Annotated in this window: 20 protein-coding genes and 1 rRNA gene; 9 read left to right on the top strand and 12 right to left on the bottom strand. The window is 28.6% G+C overall.

The features are described 5' to 3' along the window. From BUA90_RS03945 to BUA90_RS03955, 3 genes are all read right to left on the bottom strand, one after another. Positions 1 to 185 (bottom strand): 16S ribosomal RNA (locus BUA90_RS03945); the annotation flags it as partial. 252 nt (positions 186 to 437) lie between these two features. Then, on the bottom strand, positions 438 to 1019 hold the full coding sequence (locus BUA90_RS03950; protein ID WP_072966102.1) for a uracil-DNA glycosylase: 582 nt from the start codon (positions 1017 to 1019) through the stop codon (positions 438 to 440). Between the two features lie 115 nt (positions 1020 to 1134). After that, complete coding sequence (locus BUA90_RS03955; protein WP_242945032.1) at positions 1135 to 1638, bottom strand: ferritin-like domain-containing protein; 504 nt, start codon at positions 1636 to 1638, stop codon at positions 1135 to 1137. Between the two features lie 239 nt (positions 1639 to 1877). On the opposite strand from BUA90_RS03955, the gene trpS reads away from it, so the two are divergent. Further along, entirely contained in the window at positions 1878 to 2861 is a 984-nt protein-coding gene (gene trpS / locus BUA90_RS03960) for a tryptophan--tRNA ligase (protein ID WP_072966103.1), read from the top strand. A 45-nt stretch (positions 2862 to 2906) separates the two neighbouring features. Here the strand turns inward: trpS and BUA90_RS03965 are convergent, their stop codons facing one another. From BUA90_RS03965 to dnaA, 9 genes are all read right to left on the bottom strand, one after another. Next, entirely contained in the window at positions 2907 to 3710 is an 804-nt protein-coding gene (locus BUA90_RS03965; RefSeq protein ID WP_330390651.1) for a SigB/SigF/SigG family RNA polymerase sigma factor, read from the bottom strand. A 24-nt stretch (positions 3711 to 3734) separates the two neighbouring features. Beyond that, the gene (locus BUA90_RS03970) at positions 3735 to 4139 is read right to left on the bottom strand and encodes an ATP-binding protein (RefSeq protein ID WP_072966104.1); all 405 of its coding nucleotides are present in this window, start codon (positions 4137 to 4139) and stop codon (positions 3735 to 3737) included. Between the two features lie 64 nt (positions 4140 to 4203). Then, positions 4204 to 4518 (bottom strand): STAS domain-containing protein, encoded by a 315-nt coding sequence (locus BUA90_RS03975; protein WP_072966105.1) that lies wholly within the window; start codon positions 4516 to 4518, stop codon positions 4204 to 4206. A 168-nt stretch (positions 4519 to 4686) separates the two neighbouring features. Next, positions 4687 to 7122: a DNA gyrase subunit A gene (gene gyrA / locus BUA90_RS03980; RefSeq protein WP_072966106.1), complete on the bottom strand. Its 2436-nt coding sequence runs from the start codon at positions 7120 to 7122 to the stop codon at positions 4687 to 4689. A 13-nt stretch (positions 7123 to 7135) separates the two neighbouring features. Then, positions 7136 to 9049 carry a DNA topoisomerase (ATP-hydrolyzing) subunit B gene (gene gyrB, locus BUA90_RS03985; RefSeq protein ID WP_072966107.1) on the bottom strand — a complete coding sequence of 638 codons (1914 nt, stop codon included), beginning with the start codon at positions 9047 to 9049 and terminating at the stop codon, positions 7136 to 7138. A gap of 35 nt (positions 9050 to 9084) precedes the next feature. Continuing rightward, complete coding sequence (recF, locus tag BUA90_RS03990) at positions 9085 to 10197, bottom strand: DNA replication/repair protein RecF (RefSeq protein ID WP_072966108.1); 1113 nt, start codon at positions 10195 to 10197, stop codon at positions 9085 to 9087. A gap of 51 nt (positions 10198 to 10248) precedes the next feature. Beyond that, positions 10249 to 10464, bottom strand: a complete 216-nt coding sequence (yaaA, locus tag BUA90_RS03995) for a S4 domain-containing protein YaaA (protein ID WP_072966109.1) — start codon at positions 10462 to 10464, stop codon at positions 10249 to 10251. An 87-nt stretch (positions 10465 to 10551) separates the two neighbouring features. Continuing rightward, positions 10552 to 11655 (bottom strand): DNA polymerase III subunit beta, encoded by a 1104-nt coding sequence (dnaN, locus tag BUA90_RS04000; protein WP_072966110.1) that lies wholly within the window; start codon positions 11653 to 11655, stop codon positions 10552 to 10554. Positions 11656 to 11895: 240 nt separating this feature from the next. Then, positions 11896 to 13227, bottom strand: a complete 1332-nt coding sequence (gene dnaA / locus BUA90_RS04005) for a chromosomal replication initiator protein DnaA (RefSeq protein WP_456297942.1) — start codon at positions 13225 to 13227, stop codon at positions 11896 to 11898. A gap of 613 nt (positions 13228 to 13840) precedes the next feature. Here dnaA and rpmH point away from each other — a divergent pair. The 8 genes from rpmH (at position 13841) to rsmG (ending at position 20143) form a co-directional block, all read left to right on the top strand. Then, positions 13841 to 13975, top strand: coding sequence for a 50S ribosomal protein L34 (gene rpmH / locus BUA90_RS04010; RefSeq protein ID WP_072966112.1), 135 nt, complete (start codon positions 13841 to 13843; stop codon positions 13973 to 13975). A 69-nt stretch (positions 13976 to 14044) separates the two neighbouring features. Further along, positions 14045 to 14383, top strand: coding sequence for a ribonuclease P protein component (gene rnpA / locus BUA90_RS04015; RefSeq protein WP_072966113.1), 339 nt, complete (start codon positions 14045 to 14047; stop codon positions 14381 to 14383). Positions 14384 to 14396: 13 nt separating this feature from the next. After that, complete coding sequence (gene yidD / locus BUA90_RS04020) at positions 14397 to 14606, top strand: membrane protein insertion efficiency factor YidD (RefSeq protein WP_072966114.1); 210 nt, start codon at positions 14397 to 14399, stop codon at positions 14604 to 14606. 59 nt (positions 14607 to 14665) lie between these two features. After that, on the top strand, positions 14666 to 15349 hold the full coding sequence (locus BUA90_RS04025; protein WP_242945033.1) for a YidC/Oxa1 family membrane protein insertase: 684 nt from the start codon (positions 14666 to 14668) through the stop codon (positions 15347 to 15349). A gap of 1 nt (position 15350) precedes the next feature. Further along, positions 15351 to 15968 carry an RNA-binding cell elongation regulator Jag/EloR gene (gene jag, locus BUA90_RS04030; protein WP_072966115.1) on the top strand — a complete coding sequence of 206 codons (618 nt, stop codon included), beginning with the start codon at positions 15351 to 15353 and terminating at the stop codon, positions 15966 to 15968. 149 nt (positions 15969 to 16117) lie between these two features. After that, complete coding sequence (gene mnmE / locus BUA90_RS04035) at positions 16118 to 17500, top strand: tRNA uridine-5-carboxymethylaminomethyl(34) synthesis GTPase MnmE (protein ID WP_072966116.1); 1383 nt, start codon at positions 16118 to 16120, stop codon at positions 17498 to 17500. Positions 17501 to 17538: 38 nt separating this feature from the next. Beyond that, positions 17539 to 19431, top strand: a complete 1893-nt coding sequence (gene mnmG / locus BUA90_RS04040) for a tRNA uridine-5-carboxymethylaminomethyl(34) synthesis enzyme MnmG (RefSeq protein WP_072966117.1) — start codon at positions 17539 to 17541, stop codon at positions 19429 to 19431. Further along, complete coding sequence (gene rsmG / locus BUA90_RS04045) at positions 19424 to 20143, top strand: 16S rRNA (guanine(527)-N(7))-methyltransferase RsmG (RefSeq protein ID WP_072966118.1); 720 nt, start codon at positions 19424 to 19426, stop codon at positions 20141 to 20143. Before mnmG ends, rsmG begins: the two co-directional genes overlap by 8 nt. Positions 20144 to 20232: the final 89 nt, after the last annotated feature.

Below are 20232 nucleotides of genomic sequence, written 5' to 3' on the forward strand. Positions count from 1 at the left end.
GTATTAGCACACCTTTCGATGTGTTATCCCCCTGCACAGGGCAGGTTGCCCACGCGTTACTCACCCGTCCGCCGCTAAGCTTTAATCTTTTCAGCTAAGCTGTAAAGATTAAAGCTCCGCTCGACTTGCATGTGTTAGGCACGCCGCCAGCGTTCATCCTGAGCCAGGATCAAACTCTCAAAATAAAACTGACCCTTCGCTTTAGGCTTCAGCAAATCTTTTTAATCTTTTACTGTTACCTGCTTTTTTCCTTACACTGTTTAGTTTTCAATGTCCAACTTTTTCTTGTCGTCTGCTGTCGACCTTTAATACTTTATCATATATTCTCTGTTTTGTCAAGAACATTTTTTGACCTTTTTGCCACTTCTTCAACAAATGAGACAATAGTATATTAACACTTTATATAAATAATGTCAAATGGTAATTTGTTGAAATTTTTATTTAATGATACCTTTTTCTTTTATATATTTTTTCAGTCTATTTAAATCTTCTAAATATGTACCTCTTAAACTTCTATTGTATATAACTGCAGCAGGATGATATAATGGAAAAATAATTCTATTACTTATATTATAGACCTGTCCATGAAGATTACTTATCTTAGCATCAAAATCATTTAATAATGTTTTTAAAGGTACATTTCCAAGAGTAACAATTAATTTTGGTTTTATAATCTCTAATTCCTTAAATAAATATTTGGAATATTTATCAATTTCTCTCTTGTTAGGTGCTCTATTAATTTTTCGTCCTGTTTTTTTATTTATTCTATAAGGTCTTATTTTTACAACATTAGTTATATATATATCATCTCTACTTATTTCAACTATTTCAAGAAATTCATCTAAATTTTTGCCTGCTTGTCCTACAAAAGGTTTTCTCATTTCTATCTCTTTCGCTCCAGGTGCTTCTCCAATTAAAACTATTTTAGCATCCAATCTACCTTCACCAAAAACTATTGGTTCTTCACTTTCTTTTAAACATTCATTTTTTAAATTTTCATATTCTACTTCTTTTTGCATTATTCTTACCACCAACTCTTTAAAAATAATTCTGCTAGCCATATAACCAGCAGATAAAAATTTTTTATATTTTCTTTTTATTTTATCATATAAATCATTTTTTAGTCATCATTTTTTAATCTATTCTTCTATACAAATCTTTATTTAAGATATAATTATATTTATCTGCATGTTTTAATTCATCTGTTAAAATTTCAAAAACCATATCTCTATAATATCTTCCTGGTAACCCAGCTCTTATATTTCTATACTTTTCCATTGCTTTTAATTCTCCAAATAAAGCTCTTTTTATTCCATCGATATATGAATTAGGCTTTTCAAACTCTATTTCTTCATCAATTTTAATATCCATACCTGTAAAATCCTTATATATTTGCCTAAACATTTTATTATGTTTTCTTTCATCATTTCTAATAGTTCTTATTATTTCTTTTTCTTCTTTTGTTGGTGCTTTAGTTATAAGATAATCATAAAACAATTCGTCCTTTTTTTCCCCTAAAACTGCATCTTTAACTAATTTCAATGCTTCTCTAAAAGAATAATAAAATTTTCTCATATTATTTTGATACCCATAATGAACCTGCCACATGGTTGGCATCATATAATCTCGATAATACATTCTCATACCTCCATATTATAATTTATACCTCATAAATATAATATGGTTTATACTTATAATGGGTTACTTTTTTAAATAGACAAAAAACTTTTTCGTATTATTAATTTTTAACCTTGTTTTAAACTAATAATTAATATATTATAATCAATAATATATATTTTCTTACATAAATTATCTTTTTTGATTTAATAATGTAACTTTATTTTTTTAATAAAATCATTTTTAATGGAGGTATTTTTATGAAAAGAGTTCTTTCCGGTGTACAACCTACTTCGGAAATCCATTTAGGTAACTATATAGGTGCTATAAAAAGATTTGTTGAACTACAAAATGAAATGGACTGCTTCTTCTGCGTAGTTGACATGCATTCTATTACTATACCTCAAGACCCTAAAAATCTTTATGAAAATTCTCTAAAGCTTGCAGCTCTTTACATGGCAGTTGGTATAGACCCTAGTAAAGCAACTATATTCCTCCAATCTCAAGTTCCTGCTCACGCTGAATTAGCTTGGTACTTGCAGTGTAATACATATATAGGTGAACTAAATAGAATGACTCAATTTAAAGATAAAAGTCAAGGAAAAGAAGTTGTTACTACTGGTTTATATACTTATCCAGTCCTAATGGCAGCAGATATTCTCCTTTACGATACACATTATGTTCCAGTTGGAGAAGACCAAAAACAACATCTTGAATTATGTCGTGACATTGCTATTAGATTTAATAAAAAATTTGGAGAAACATTTATAATACCAGAACCTCTTATTGCAAAATTTGGTGCTCGAATAATGTCATTAGATGACCCAACTAAAAAAATGAGCAAAAGTAATGAAAATAAATATAGTAAAATAAATTTACTTGATTCTCCTTCAAAAATTAAGAAAAGTATTATGAAAGCTGTAACTGACAGTGAAAGTGAAATAAGATACGATGTAAAAAATAAACCAGGTGTAAGTAATCTTATGACTATCTATAGTGTCTTAACAAAAACTTCTTTAGAAGATATTGAAAAAAGATATGAAGGTCAAGGATATGGTACATTCAAAAAAGATTTGGTTGAAATTGTAATATCAAGTTTAGAACCTATACAAAAAAAATATAAAGAAATAATAGAATCTGGAGAAGTAGAAAAAGTTTTAAAAGAAGGTGCTGAAAAAGCCAAAGAAGTTTCACATAAAATCTTAACTGATGTAAAGAAAAAAATGGGGTTTGTTATATTTTAAAAACAAAACAGCTGACAACCTTTTTTTTAAAAAGTTGTCAGCTATTTACAATTCTTTTAACTTTTCATATTCTTTTCTAAGCTTCTTTATTATTTTTTTCTCCATCCTTGAAACAGTCATCTGAGAAACTCCTAAATCTAAAGCAACTTCTATTTGAGTCTTATTCTTAAAAAATCTGTCTTTTATTATTTTAATTTCAACTTTATTAAGTTTACTCATACACTGCTTTAGAAAGTCTTTATTTTCTATATCATCAAAATATTTATCATCTTCACCTACTATATCCATCAGTTGAATGTCTTTATCATCACCATTTTTATCATAACTTACATCTAATGACTTAGGTGTATAAACATGACTTGCCTCCATAGCTTCAAGAACTTCTTCTTCCGTAACCGATAAATAGTCAGCTATATCCTTTATTTTCGGAACTCTTTGAAGTTCTTGCTGAAGCTTAGCTTTTGCTAAATTTACTTTTTTAGATAACTCTTGAATTCTTCTTGGAACTTTTATAGACCAACCCTTATCCCTAAAATATTTCTTTATTTCGCCTATAATAGTAGGTGTAGCAAAACTAGAAAATTCAAAGCCTTTGTCTATATCAAATCTTTCTATAGCAAAAATGAGTCCTAATGAAGCAACTTGGTATATATCATCATATTCTACTCCTTTATTTATATATCTTTTAGAAAGAATCTCAGGTATATATAAAAATCTTTTTACCAATTCATTTCTAATATTAATATCCTTAGTTTCTTTAAATATTTTAAATAGCTCCTTGTGGTCTAAATCTTTTAGGGATTCTATACTATAACTATATTCTACAGTTGAATTGACAACACTTTTCACTCTTATCATCCCCTTATGCCATATTTAATCATTTAAGTATTTTATCATTTTTACATTTGTTCCTTCACCTGGGGAAGATATAACCTCGACTTCATCCATTAAAGATTCAATTATAAATAATCCTAGACCACTTTCCTTTGGATTTGAAAAATCTGGTTCAGGACACTTTTCTATTTCAAAACCTTTACCCTCATCAAATATTTCTATAACAAATTTATCCTCATAAATTGTAAAGTTAATATTAAAATTACTATCCCCATTCCTACCATGTAAAACTGCATTATTGCAGGCTTCACCTACTGCAAGTCTTATATCTTCTATATCTTCAATATTAAATCCCATACTATTTGCTATTGCAGAAGACGTTAGTCTTGCTATACTTACATATTCAGGTTTACTGGGTAAAGATAGAGAAATACTTTCTTTCATTAACCGACTCACCTCTTTTAGACTGTTTATAGACATTAGCAATAATCCACCTTCCTAATACTTATTATTCCATAATAAATATCTTATCTAATCCTGTTATTTTAAATAATTTAGATATATTTGACTTTGGATTGGCTATTATAATATTTTTTTCATTATTTTTTAACCTCTTAAGAATACCTATTAAAACTCCTAAACCTGTACTGTCAATATAATCTAACTTTTCACAGTCAAGTACAATATCTGTTTCTTCTTTTAAAATCAGTTCATTCAAAGTTTCTTTTAAAATATTTGAAGTATAAATATCTACTTCTCCTGTCAATTCAACATTCCATACCTTTTTTTCATCATTAAAACTCTTTTTAATATCTAAAGCCACAAAAAACCCTCCTTGAAAACCATTTGAAATATACCCAAATATTTTAATACTCAAACATCTTTTTATTTTTCTATTTTAAAATATAATATCACATATTTTCTATTTTATAAATAAAATAATATTTCTAAACTCTCCAAATAACAATAAAAGTGAGAAAAATTCTCACTTTTACTGTTCATCTATTTCTTCAGTTATTTTTGCTATTGAAGCTATATTATTATTTTCATCGACTTTCATTAATGTTACTCCCATTGTAGTCCTACTCAATCGTGAAATTCCTTTAACTTCAAGTCTTATAACTATTCCCGAAGTATTTATAAGCATAATATCATCATTTTCATTAACAACCTTAGCTCCTACAAGTTTGCCAGTTTTTTCGTTAATATTATACGTCTTTATACCTTTTCCACCTCTTGACTGAACTCTATATTCTTCTAAAGGTGTTCTCTTTCCAAATCCTTTTTCACTCACTACTAATAAATCATTTCCTTCATCTACTAAACTCATATCAACTACGTAATCATCATCTTTTAAATTTATTCCTTTAACCCCCATAGCTGTTCTACCCATATTTCTCACATCTTCTTCACTAAATCTTATCGCCATAGCATGAGCTGTAACTAAAATGAGTTCTTTATTCCCATCTGTAGCTTTAACACTTATAAGTTCATCTTCTTCTTTTAAGCTAATAGCTATAAGACCTGTCTTCCTAGATGTATCAAATTGAGATAATTCGCATTTTTTAATCATACCTTTTTTAGTTACCATAACTAAATAACCTTTTTTAGAAAATTTCTTTATAGGTATAACAGCTGTTATCTTTTCACCCGGTTCTAAATAAAGAAGATTTACTATATTAGTTCCTTTTGCTTGTCTTTTAGCTTCAGGTATTTCATAAGCTTTTAATCTATATACTTTACCATAGTTTGTAAAGAATAATATATAGTTGTGAGTTGATGTTGCAAAAATATGTTTAACAAAATCTTCTTCCCTTGTTGAAAGACCAGCTATACCTTTTCCACCTCTTTTTTGACTTCTATAAGTATCTGCTGGAACTCTTTTTATATATCCAAAATGAGTTAATGTTATAACTACTTCTTCTTCAGCAATAAGGTCCTCTATATCTATTTCATCTTCTTTTATTGAAATCATTGTTCTTCTTTCATCTTTGTATTTTTCTCTTATTTCTATTAATTCTTCTTTTATTATATTTAATAAAAGTCTCTCATTAGCCAATATTTCTTTAAATCTACTTATTCTTTTTATAAGTTCTTCATATTCTGAATCAATTTTTTCTCTTTCCAATCCTGTAAGCTTTTGAAGCCTCATATCTAATATAGCTCCAGCTTGAACTTCAGTAAGATTAAAGTTTTCCATTAAACCTTTTTTAGCTTCACCTACATTTTTAGAACTTCTTATTAATTTTATTATTGCATCTATGTTATCTAAAGCTATCCTTAAACCTTCTAATATATGAGCTCTATCTTCAGCTTTTTTAAGTTCATATTTAGTCCTTCTTGTTACTACTTCTTTTTGATGTTTTAAATAATATTTTAACATATCATATAAATTCAATAATTTAGGTTGTCCATCAACTAAAGCTATCATTATTATGCTAAAAGTAGTCTGAAGTTGTGAATGTTTATATAACTTATTGAGCACAACATTAGGATTAACATCTTTTTTAAGCTCTATTACTACTCTAATACCTCTTCTATCACTTTCATCTCTTAAATCTGTAATACCTTCAATTTTTTTATTTTTAACAAGTTCTGCAATTCCCTCAATTAATTTTGATTTATTTACTTGATAAGGTATTTCATTAACTATTATAGCTTGTTTTCCTTTACCTATATCTTCTATCTCCACTTTGGCTCTTACTGTAATCCTTCCTTTACCCTTCCTATAGGCTTCTTTTATACTATCTTTGCCCATTATTATTGCTCCAGTAGGAAAATCAGGTCCTTTTATAATACCAATTAAATCTTCAATATCTGTATCAGGGTCATCAATCATCTTAATAGCTGCATCAATAACTTCTTTTAAATTGTGAGGTGGTATTGAAGTTGACATTCCTACAGCAATACCGCTTGAACCATTAACTAAAAGATTTGGAAATTTACTTGGCAGTACAACTGGTTCTTTTAATGTTTCATCAAAGTTTGGAGCAAAATCTATAGTATCCTTATCTATATCTCTAAGCATTTCCACAGACAGCTTAGTAAGCCTTGCTTCAGTATATCTCATCGCCGCAGCACTATCTCCATCTATTGAACCAAAGTTTCCATGTCCATCAACAAGCATATATCTAGTTGAAAATTCTTGAGCAAGTCTTACCATTGCATCATAAACAGAACTATCTCCATGCGGATGGTATTTACCTAATACATCTCCGACTATACGAGCAGATTTTCTATAAGGTTTATCTGGAGATAAACCTAATTCGTTCATTGCATAAAGTATTCTTCTATGAACAGGTTTTAATCCATCTCTTACATCGGGAAGGGCTCTGCTAACTATTACGCTCATTGCATAATCTATATATGATTTTTTCATTTCATCGGAAATATCTATTTGTACTATTTTTTCTCTACTTCCTTCCATACAAACGCCCTCCTTATATATCTAAATTGCTTACATATTTTGCATTTTGCTGTATAAATTCTCTACGTGGAGCAACTTTATCACCCATAAGAGTTGTAAATATTTCATCAGCAGCTATGGCATCATCTATAGTTACTTGAAGTATAGTTCTAGTTTCTGGATTCATGGTTGTCTCCCAGAGCTGCTCTGGATTCATCTCTCCAAGACCTTTATATCTTTGTATTGATATACCATTTCTTCCTATTTTACTTAAAAGCTCTTCAAGTTCATTATCTGAATAAACGTAATATTCCGCCTTACCCTTTTTTATCTTATAAAGTGGAGGTTGAGCTATATATATATAACCCTTTTCTATTAAAGGTCTCATATATCTAAAGAAAAATGTCAAAAGTAATGTTCTAATATGGGCACCATCTACATCGGCATCTGTCATAATTACTATTTTATGGTATCTTAATTTGTTAATATCAAATTCTTCACCTATTCCGCATCCAAAAGCTGTAATCATAGCTCTTATTTCATTATAATTTAATATTTTTACAAAACTAGCTTTTTCTACATTCATTATTTTACCTCTAAGTGGTAAAATAGCTTGTATGTTTCTATCTCTACCCTGCTTAGCAGAACCACCAGCAGAATCACCCTCTACAAGAAATATTTCACTTTTAGCAGGGTCTCTTTCTGAACAATCAGCAAGTTTTCCAGGCAAAGTTAAATTATCAAGCGCTCCTTTTCTTCTCGTAAGCTCTCTAGCCCTTCTTGCAGCTTCTCTAGCTTTAGCAGCCTTTATACACTTTTCTATAATTATCTTTGCATCTGAAGGATTTTCTTCTAAAAATGCTTGAACAACTTCTGAAGTTATAGATTCTGTTATGCTTCTTACTTCACTATTACCAAGTTTCGTCTTAGTTTGTCCTTCAAATTGAGGCTCTGAAAGTTTAACTGAAACTATTGCAGTTATACCTTCTCTTATATCTTCTCCTTGAAGATTATCATCTTTTTCTTTTAAACAATTATTTTTTCTCGCATAATCATTAACTACTCTTGTTAAAGCACTTTTAAACCCACTTAAATGAGTACCACCTTCATGTGTATTTATATTATTAGCAAATGTAAATATATTTTCTGAATATCCATTTGTATATTGAAGTGCTAATTCTACGACTACTCCATCTTTTTCAGATTCAGTATATAAAATATTTTTATGAATAGGGTCTCTATTTTTATTCAAATGTTTTACAAATTCTTTAATCCCGCCTTCATAATAAAATACTACCTTTTTTTCTTTTCCTTCTCTTTTATCTTCTAAGTTAATTCTTATACCTTTATTTAGAAATGCAAGTTCCCTCAATCTATGTTCTAATACTTCAAATTTAAATTCAGTAGTTTCAAATATTTCGTCATCTGGTTTAAATGTACTCTTTGAACCAGTTTTATTCGTTTCACCAATCACCTTTAAATCAGTAACGGTCTTTCCTCTTTCATATCTCTGATAATATATCTTGCCATTTCTTTTAACTTCTACTTCAAACCAAACAGATAAAGCATTAACTACTGAAGCTCCTACACCATGTAAACCTCCTGATACCTTATATCCACCGCTTCCAAATTTACCACCTGCGTGAAGCACTGTATGAATAACTTCAACTGCTGGTTTTTGTAGTTTTGGATGAATATCTACTGGCATACCTCTTCCATCATCTTCAACTGTTACAGAACCATCCTCATTTATAATAACATTAATATTTTTACAATATCCCGCCAAAGCCTCATCTATACTATTATCTACTATTTCTTCAACTAAATGATGAAGCCCTTTAGAACTAGTCGAACCTATATACATGCCAGGTCTTTTTCTGACAGGCTCTAACCCCTCTAATACTTGAATCTGCTCAGCATTATACTGATTTGTAACTTTTTCAGTCATTCAATTCCCTCCTGACTTAACTTTCGTGTTGCAAACTACCTTTTCTTGACTTTTCCCTTTGATATTTCAAAAATAAAACCTTCCTGAACTAATGGTATCATTATCTCAGGTATTTCAGTTATGGTAATAAACGTTTGAACATTTTTAAGACTCTTCATTAGAAATTTTTGCCTATTTATATCTAGTTCAGACATTACATCATCTAATAAAAGTATTGGATATTCTCCTATTTCTGCCTTGCCTATCTCAAGTTCTGAAAGTTTCAAAGACAAAGCTACCGTTCTCTGCTGTCCTTGAGAACCAAAATTCCTTATATCTATATTGTTTACATATAATCCTAAATCATCTTTATGAGGACCCACTCCAGTAAAACCTCTATCTATATCTTTTTCTATATTCTTCTCTATTTTTTCTATAAAATTTTTATAAATTTCATTAAAACCATCTTTGTTTTTTATACCTATATTACTTAAATATTTTACCTCTAAATTTTCCTTACCATCCGTAATTTTTCTATGCATTAATCTACTCAATGAACTTATTCTATTGATAAACTCTCTTCTCTTTAATATAACTTCTGTTCCAAATTTAACCAATTCTTCGTTCCAAATGTCTATAGTATTTATAAGCTTTCTATCATATTTTATCTTCTTTAGTAAATTATTTCTCTGATATAAAACTCTATTATACGAAATTAAACTATGACAATATCTCTTATTTATCTGGCATATTTCTCTATCAACAAATTTTCTTCTTTCTGAAGGTCCTTCTTTTATCAATTTTAAATCTTCTGGAGAAAAAATAACTATATTTAAATTACCCAAAATATCTGAAAGCTTTATTAAACTGAGACTATTTACCTTTATTTCTTTTTTTCTATTTTTCCAAAATCTCATTTCAATAGAAATATCTCCATACCGTTTCTGACCTTCAATTTTTATGTAAGCCATATCTTTATCCATTTTTATAATATCTCTATCTTTATTTGTTCTAAATGACTTTCCAAAACCAGATAAATATATAGATTCTAAAATATTTGTCTTTCCTTGTGCATTATTACCTACAAAGATGTTCAATCTATCATTAAGCTTTATATCTAAATCATCATAATTTCTAAAATTTTTTAACCTTATTCTGCTTATAAACACATATAGCACCTCAGTTTCGATATAGTAACATTTTATTATATCAAATTTTATTTACTTTTCATATATTACTTTTATTTTATTACCATTAAATTCAATTACATCTCTATTCCTAATTTTTTTTCCTCTTTGCAAAATAACTTCTCCATTTACCTTGACCTTACCTTCTTTTATTAATATCTTGGCTTCTCCACCGGTATTAACTACATTACAGTATTTCAGTAGCTGATCTAATCTTATAAATTCTGTTTTTATAGAAATCTCTCTCATTTTTATAACCTCCTTATTTTTTTAACATGACAGAAGTCCTCTTTACTAGAAGAGGACTCCATAGAACTTTAAAATATTTGATATATTTTACTTAGAAAGTCTAACTGGCAGTACTAAATAAATATAATTTTCATTGTCAGCTGGCTTCATTATACAAGGGCTCACACTAGTAGTAAATTCTAAATTTATCTCTTCACTATCCATAACTTTTAAAGCTTCTAACAGATATTTTGAATTAAAACCTATATCTATATCTTCACCTTCAAGTTCGATAGCTACTTCTTCATTAACACTCCCTATCTCAACATTTGAACTTATATTCATAAAATCATCTCTTATTGAAAACTTAATCAAATTGTTCTTTCCTTCTTTTGCCAGTAGTGATGCTCTTTCTATACTATTTAATAATTCCTTAGTATTTACTCTAACTTTAGATTTATATTCTCTCGGTATTATTTGTTCATAATTTATAAATTCACCTTCTAATAAACGAGAAATTATTCTTGTTTCATCAATTTTAAACAATATATGTTTATCAGTAAAAGAAATATAAACATTACCATCAGATTCACTACCCAATATCCTGTTAATTTCATTTAAAGTTTTACTAGGAATAACTGCCTTATTTTGAATGTCTGTATCTATGAAAGCCCTTCTTAAAGCCAATCTATAGCCATCAATAGCGACCATAGATATATTATTATTTAATATTTCAATTAATGCTCCAGTAAGAATAGGTCTTGTTTCATCTTGAGATGTTGCAAAAATAGTCTGTCTTATCATATTTCTAAGTAAATCTTGATCTATTATACAAGTATTTTCCTCTTCTACATAAGGAAGCTCTGGAAATTCTAATGCAGGTTGTCCTACTAATTTAAAATCAGAATGTCCACACTTTATATATACATTATTATTGTCATCAATATCTATTTCTACATCAGAATCTGGTAGTTTTCTTACTATATCTCCAAATATTCTTGATGAAATAACTATCGAGCCTTCTCTAATTATTTTGGTATCTATTTCATGTTCTATACCTATATCTAAATCATTACCTACTAATTTTAGTTTGTCATTTTTTGCTTCTAATAGAATACCTTTTAATATAGGAAGTGTTGTTTTTGTTGATACAGCTTTTTGAACTATATTTACTGCTGTAGATAATTTTTTCTGAGAACAAATTATTTTCATTGTGGAAAACCTCCTTTGGTGAGGAATATATAAATAAGACAAAAAAATGTTAGTAATAGTAATAAGGCCTGTTTTTATGTGGATAAGTATCTAAAACAAAGAAAATTAAAGTTTTTCACATGTATAAAATACTGTTAATAAAAAATATATAAATATATGTTTTATCCACAAAAAATATGACAAAAAAATTTTAAAAGTTATTAACATGTTATTAAGTTTTACTCAACAAAAAGTTGTTGATTATTCTCCTTTTATTTCTTTAATTATTTTATCTATTTTATTTTTTAAATCACTGCTGGATTCTATATCTTGACTTATTTTATCGTAAGCGTGAATTACGGTTGTGTGATCTCGTCCACCGAAGTTTTCACCTATTTTTGGTAGAGAAAGGTCTGTAAGTTCTCTGCATAAGTACATAGCTATTTGCCTAGGGTAGGTTATACTTCTTGTTCTTCTTTTAGAATCTAAATCTTCTACTTTAATATTAAAATGTTGAGCAACTATATCTTTTATATATGAAATAGTGATTTGTTTAGGTTTTGAAGAAGAAATAATATCTTTTAAAGCTTCTTGAGCTAACTCTACAGAGATTTGTTTATTTGCCAAAGATGAATATGCAGAAATTCTTATTAAAGCACCTTCTAATTCTCTTATGTTTGATTTTATTTTTTTAGCTATAAAATGTAAAACTTCATTTGGAATGTCTATTTTTTCTAGTTCGGCTTTTTTTCTAAGTATGGCTATTCTAGTTTCAAAATCAGGAGGTTGTATATCTGTTATTAGACCCCATTCAAATCTAGACCTTAGTCTGTCTTCAAGTGTAGGAATTTCTTTAGGAGGTCTATCGCTTGAAATTATTAATTGTTTATTAGCTTCATAAAGGGCATTAAATGTGTGGAAAAATTCTTCTTGAGTTCTCTCTTTACCGGCTATGAATTGAATATCATCTATAAGCAGTACATCTACTGTTCTGTATTTATTTCTAAATTCTACATTTTTATCATCTTTAATGGAGTTTATAAGTTCATTTGTAAATTTTTCTGATGTAACATAAACTACTTTTGTATTAGGATTTTGGCCAAGTATATAATGACCTATAGCATGCATAAGGTGTGTTTTTCCAAGTCCTACGCCTCCGTATATAAATAGCGGATTATATGCTTTTGCAGGAGCTTCAGATACAGCTAGACAAGCTGCATGAGCAAATCTATTACTATTTCCTATAACAAATGTATCAAAAACATATTTAGGATTAAGATTTGGGGATTCAAAATAATTATTACTTTCTTTTATTTCATCTTTTTGAGCTAGTTTATTAAAATCTTCACTTCCCGGTACTACAAATTTTAATTTAAAATCTTTTGAAGTTACTTGCTTTACAGCATTTTCTATAAGTGTTAAATATCTAGTTTCTAAAATGCCCTTATTGAAGTCATTTGGTACTCCTAAAATAATTGTGTCACCTTTAATTAAAATAGGTTCTAATGATTTTAACCATGTGTTGTAGCTTACTTGAGTTAATTCAGTTTTTATGACATTTAAAGTCTTTTCCCAAATTTCTGGAAGGTTAATAGTCATTTTATTAGCCTCCTGTTTAAATAAAAAATATTTTTAATAAGTTATAAACAAAAAATCCACAAAAATTGTTAATAATCTATAATTATATAAAAAAAATGTAAAACTAAAAATATAAACAGAGTTTATAATAAAATTTGTGGAAAAATTTTTGAAGAAAAAAAATAATATAAAATATTAACAAAACAAACAGATGATAAAAAGTATTATTAACAAGTAAAATCAAAGTCAAATCAAGATATTTTTTTAAAATTAAAAGTTATACACAAGTTTATCCACAATTTGTGAATAATTCACATTATTAAATACAAAAATCCACTTATCAACAGGGTCTAATTAATAATATCAAATATATAAAGATTTTTCAATTAGAATAGAAAATTATCCACAATTTAAAAAATTGTTAATAAAAATTTCCACATGTAAATGAAATTATTTTTTTATTTTAATTATTAAGAGATTAAATTTATTAAGAATACAAAATTTGAAAACCTTGACATTATTGATGTATAAAGGTATAATTATTTAGCGGACTTTGTACTTATAGAATGAAAGAAAAAAGATTTAATTATAAATACATGATGAGTGGTTTTCGAAGGAGGTGTAGGAATTGAAAAGAACTTATCAACCAAAAAAGAGACAAAGAAAAAAAGAGCATGGCTTCAGAAAGAGAATGAGAACTAAATCAGGAAGAAATGTATTAAAAAGACGTAGAAGAAAAGGTAGAAAGAGATTGACTGCTTAATTGACTTTTAAGGCCGCTAGTAGTGGCCTTTTTCTGTAATTATGGAATTTTTATTGGAGGAAAAGCCCTATGTCAGAAGTAGAAAGGTTAAAAAAAAATATTGATTTTAAAAAGGTTTATAGTAGGGGTAAATCTTTAGCTGATAAGTATGTAGTTATTTATATGGCAAAGAATAATCTTGATGTTACGAGAGTTGGTTTTACAGCAAGTAAAAAAGTAGGAAAGAGTGTAGTAAGAAATAGGGCAAGACGTTTAATTAAGGAGAGTTTTAGAAATAATAGTAAAGGAATAAAAAAAGGATATGATTTGGTGTTTATTGCAAGAGTTTCTATTAAAGATGCTAATTATAAAGATGTAGAAAAGTGTGTGGTTAGATTACTTAAGAGGGCAAATTTAATAAATAGTTAAAAAAGGTGTTAAAATGAAAGAGATTTTAATATTAATTATAAAGGGTTACAGAAAATATATATCTCCTTTAAAAAGACCAAGTTGTAGATTTTATCCAACATGTTCTCAGTATGCATTAGATGCTATAAATAAATATGGAGCATTTAAAGGATTAAAATTAGCTTTAATTAGAATATTAAAGTGTCATCCTTTTCATCCAGGTGGATATGACCCTTTGAAATAATATAAAAAATGAAGAAAAGCTTTTGAGTGTTAACGAAAGATGAGATAGGAGGTAAAATTTTGATAGCAAGGACGTTAGGGACACTACTGAATTTAATATATAACTTAGTAAATAATTATGGAATAGCTATAATATTATTTACAGTGATAGTGAAACTCATATTGTTGCCCCTTACTTTAAATCAGACAAAGCAGACTAAAAAGATGCAGAAAATTCAGCCTAAAGTAAAAGAACTTCAGGAAAAATATAAAAATGATAAAGAAAAATTAAATATTAAGATAATGGAACTTTATAAAGAACATAAAATTAATCCTCTGAGTGGATGTTTGCCGATGCTTATTCAAATACCTATAATTTATGGTTTGTTTGGTGCATTGAGGAAACCTGAGGTATTCGTTTTCCCAAATAATCCTGAGTTGCTTTCTAAGGCAATTAATGCTCCGTTTTTATGGCTACCTAATCTTGTAAATCCGGATGTATTTTTACTTGGAAATTTAAAACTTCCCGGAGTATTGCCTATATTAGCAGCAATTACTACTTATCTGTCAATGAATCAAATGAATACCGGTGAACAGGCTCAGCAGATGAAAGTTATGAATACAGTATTACCTCTTATGATTTTATGGTGGGGTATAAGTTTGCCAGCAGGTTTAACATTATATTGGGCAGTAAGTAATATATTCCAGATGGCTCAACAGTATTTTTTAACTAAAGGTGTTAAGCTTAAGGAGGAGTCAAATTAAAATGAAGTTTGTAGAAATAACAGACAAGACTATTGCTGAAGCTGTAAGTAAAGCCCTTGCTGAACTTGGCACTACTAGAGATAGAGTAGAGGTAGAAGTAATTGAAGAACCTAGTAAAGGGTTGTTTGGCTTGTTTGGTTCAAAACCAGCTAAAGTTAGAGTTACGTTAAAAGAAGACCCGGCTGAAAAGGCAACTCAATTTTTAGAAAATGTATTAAATAAAATGGGAATTTTAGCAAACATTAAAACAAATTTAAAGAATGATAATTTATATATTGAAATTGACGGAAAAGATTCTGCGATATTAATAGGAAGACGAGGACAAACTTTAGATGCATTACAGTATTTAGTGAGTTTAGTTGTAAATAGTGGAAAAGAGGATTATATAAGAGTAATATTAGATACTGAAAATTATAGAAAGAAAAGAGAGCAAACTTTGATTAGATTGGCAAATAAATTAGCAAATAAAGTTAAGAATTTGAAAAAGGATATTAAACTTGAACCAATGAATCCTTATGAGAGAAGAATTATTCATTCAGCTTTACAAAACAATCCTTATGTAGGAACAAAAAGTGAAGGAGAAGAACCTTATAGAAGGGTAGTAATCTTCTTAAAATAAATAAGCAGTCTATTTTAAAAGCCCAGTATTTATGCTGGGTTTTGTTATTGTTTTATGATAAAATTGGAATAATAAAAAATGAAATTTGAAATTATAATTATTTTATTAAATATATTATCGGTTGAATATTACTTATTGGGGTGATTTATATGTTTGATGATACTATAGCTGCAATTGCTACAGCACCTGGAGAAGCTGGAATAAGTATAATAAGAATGAGTGGGTCAAAGTCATTAGAAATTGTGGATAAAATTTTTGTGCCTAAAAAAAATAAGAGTATTAAAAATTATCCACAGAGAAGGCTTGTATATGGTCATATTATAGATAAAAATAAAGATAAAATTATAGATGAAGTTTTAGCTGTATATATGAAAGCACCTTTTACTTATACAAGAGAAGATGTTGTAGAAATCAATTGTCATGGAGGGATAGTTCCTGTCAGGAATATACTTGATTTAATTTTAAAAAATGGAGCAAGAATGGCAGAACCGGGAGAGTTTACGAAACGTGCTTTTTTAAATGGAAGAATAGATTTAGCTCAAGCAGAAGCAGTTATGGATATAATAAGTGCTAAGACTGATAAAGGGTTTGATGTAGCTTTAAATCAGCTTGAGGGTTCTTTATCTAAAAAAGTTTCAGAAATAAGAGATATAATAGTTGAACTTCTAGCTCATCTTCAAGTTAGTATAGATTATACAGAAGAAGATATTCAAGAAATTACGTACCCTGAATTGTTATCTAAATCAGAAATAGTAAGAGATAAGATAAAAAAATTATTAGATACGTCAGAAACTGGAAAGATTATAAGAGAAGGATTAAATACGGTAATAGTTGGAAAACCAAATGTAGGAAAATCTTCACTGCTCAATGCTTTACTTAGAGAATCACGTGCCATAGTTACAGATATACCTGGTACAACTAGAGATGTAATTGAAGAATATGTAAGCATAAGGGGAATACCACTTAAAATTGTGGATACTGCAGGTATAAGGGAAACAGAAGATGTTGTGGAAAAAATGGGAGTTGAGAGAAGTAAAGAATTTTTCAACAAGGCAGATTTAGTTATTTTTATGTTAGATGCTTCTAAAGAGTTGACTAAAGAAGATAGGGAAATCATGGAGCATGTAAAAAATAAAAAAGCTATAATATTAATAAATAAAACAGATTTACCTCAAAAAATTAATGAAAATGAGATAAAAGAAATATTACATGATAAAAAAATAATAAAAGTTTCTATTGCAAAAGAAGTAGGATTAAATGAATTAGAAGAAGAAATTGTTAAAATGGTGTATGGTGGACAAGTTAAATCTAGAGAAATGTCATTAGTTACAAATATAAGACATAAAAATGCACTTGAAAAAGCATTAAAAAGTATAGAAGAGTCAATAGAAGCAATAAAACAAGAGCTTTTCTTTGATTTAATAGCGGTTGATTTAAATGATTGTTATGAGTATTTGGGAGAGATAACTGGAGATACAGTTGCGGAGAATATTATTGATAATATATTTAAGAATTTCTGTTTAGGTAAATAAATACAATTATGATTGATTGTTTGGAGGTTGAAGAAGTTATGGAACGTTTTGAAGCAGGTAGTTATGATGTTATAGTTGTTGGTGCAGGACATGCTGGCTGTGAGGCTTGTCTTGCAGCTGCAAGAATGGGATGTAAAACATTAGTTTTATCAATTAATCTCGATTCAATAGCAATGATGCCTTGTAATCCATCTATAGGTGGAACGGGTAAAGGACATCTTGTAAGAGAAATTGATGCGCTTGGTGGAGAAATGGGCTTAAATATTGATAAAGCTTTTATACAAAGTAGAATGCTTAATACGGCAAAAGGACCGGCAGTACATTCATTAAGAGCTCAAGCAGATAAACATCTTTATCATATTGAAATGAAAAAAACTTTAGAAAATGAACCGAACCTTGATGTGAAACAAGGAGAAGTAATCGAGCTTATAGTTGAAAATGGAAGAGTTAAAGGAGTTGTACTAAAACAAGGTTCGATTTATTATGCTAAGGCTGTAATTTTAGCTACAGGTACTTATTTAGGTGGAAGAATATTTATTGGACAGACTAGTTATGAAAGTGGTCCTAATGGGTTAGCTCCGTCATTAGAACTTACAAAACAGTTAAAAGAATTAGGACTTAGAATTAGAAGATTTAAAACGGGTACACCAGCAAGAGTAGATAGAAAGTCATTAAATTTTGAAAAAATGCAGGAGCAGCCTGGTGATGAAGAAATAGTACCGTTTTCTTTTATGAACGATTATTTAGAAAGAGAACAAGTATCATGTTGGCTTAGCTATACAAATGAAGAAACTCATAAAATTATACATCAAAATCTTCATCGTTCAGCTTTATATGGAGGGAAAATAGAAGGGACAGGTCCAAGATATTGTCCTTCAATAGAAGATAAAATAATAAGATTTGCAGATAAGGAAAGACATCAGTTATTTATTGAGCCTGAAGGATTAGATACTAATGAAATGTATGTTCAAGGTATGTCGACAAGTTTGCCTGAAGATGTTCAAAAAGCATTTTTAAGTACTATACCCGGACTTGAAAATGTAAAAATAATGAGGCCGGCTTATGCAATAGAATACGATTGTATAGACCCTACTCAATTAAAATTAACTTTAGAGTGTAAAGATATAGAATTTTTATTTTCATGTGGTCAATTTAATGGGTCTTCGGGATATGAAGAAGCTGCTGCACAAGGTTTAATAGCAGGTATTAATGCTGTATTAAAAATTCAAGGGAAAGAGCCATTTATACTTGACAGGTCTGAAGCTTATATAGGAGTATTAATAGATGACCTTGTTACTAAAGGGACTAATGAGCCTTACAGGATGATGACTTCAAGAGCAGAATACAGGTTAATTTTAAGACAAGATAATGCAGACCTTAGACTTACAGAAAAAGGGTACAAAATAGGATTAGTTACAGAAGAAAGATATAAAAAATATCTTAAAAGAAAAGAAGAAATAGAAAGAGAAATGGAAAGACTTAAAAATACTTATGTAAAGCCTAGTGAAGTTAATGAATTTTTAGAAAGACATAATAGTTCCAAAATAAATAACAGTATATCTTTATATGATTTATTAAAAAGACCAGAGATTAGTTATGATACTATTAAAGAGATAGATGTAAATAGACCTAAAGTTAGAAGAGATGTAGCAAGACAGTGTGATATACAAATTAAATATGAAGGATATATTCAAAAACAACTTAAAAAAATAAATCAGTTTAAAAAATTAGAAGGCAAAAAATTATCACCTGATATAGATTACAGTAAAATAGACGGTATAAGATTAGAAGCTAGAGAAAAACTTAATAAGATAAAGCCACTATCCGTTGGACAGGCATCGAGAATATCAGGAGTTTCACCGGCTGATATTTCAGTACTATTAGTATATTTAGAACAGCAAAAGAGAAGAAGGGGAGAAGAAAGTGAATAATTTTGATATATTAAAAAAAGGTGGAGAAGAACTTGGATTAGATATTGATGGCAGTATGATAGATAAGTTTTTAAAATTTAAAGATTTACTTATTGAATATAATAAAAAAATAAATCTTACAGGAATAACTGAAGATGAAGAAGTAATGATAAAGCATTTTCTTGACTCTCTTTCATGTTTTAGCAGTGGAGTAATAAAGCATGATTCTAAAATTATAGATGTTGGTACGGGTGCAGGATTTCCGGGTGTACCACTTAAAATATATTATGAGGATTTAAAATTAACACTTTTAGATTCGCTTAATAAGAGAATAAAATATTTAGAAGATGTTTGTAGTAAAATAGGACTTGTTGATGTAAATTTTTTACATGGAAGAGCAGAAGATTATGGAAAAAAAGAGGGTTATAGAGAATCATTTGATGTTGCTGTAGCAAGAGCTGTAGCAGATTTAAGTGTGCTTTGTGAGTACTGTCTGCCTTTTGTTAAAAAAGGAGGCTTTTTCATAGCTCAAAAAGGACCTGATGTTGAAGAGGAGATAAAAAATTCAAAAAAGGCTATAGAAATACTAGGTGGAAAATTGATAGATAAAGTGAGTATTAATCTTCCTTTTAGTGATATAACCCATAGTTTGATAATTATAGAAAAAAGAAAATCTACTCCTAAAAAGTATCCAAGAAAGGCTGGAATACCTGTTAAAAATCCTATAAGATAAATTGTTTTACAAAAATATTTAATTAATATTATTTTTTGAAAAAATAAGAAGGAAGTTAGGCATTTATGAAGAACTAATAATTGATTAGT

It is taken from the genome of Caminicella sporogenes DSM 14501 (genome assembly GCF_900142285.1).
Taxonomy (GTDB): Bacteria; Bacillota; Clostridia; order Peptostreptococcales; family Caminicellaceae; genus Caminicella; species Caminicella sporogenes.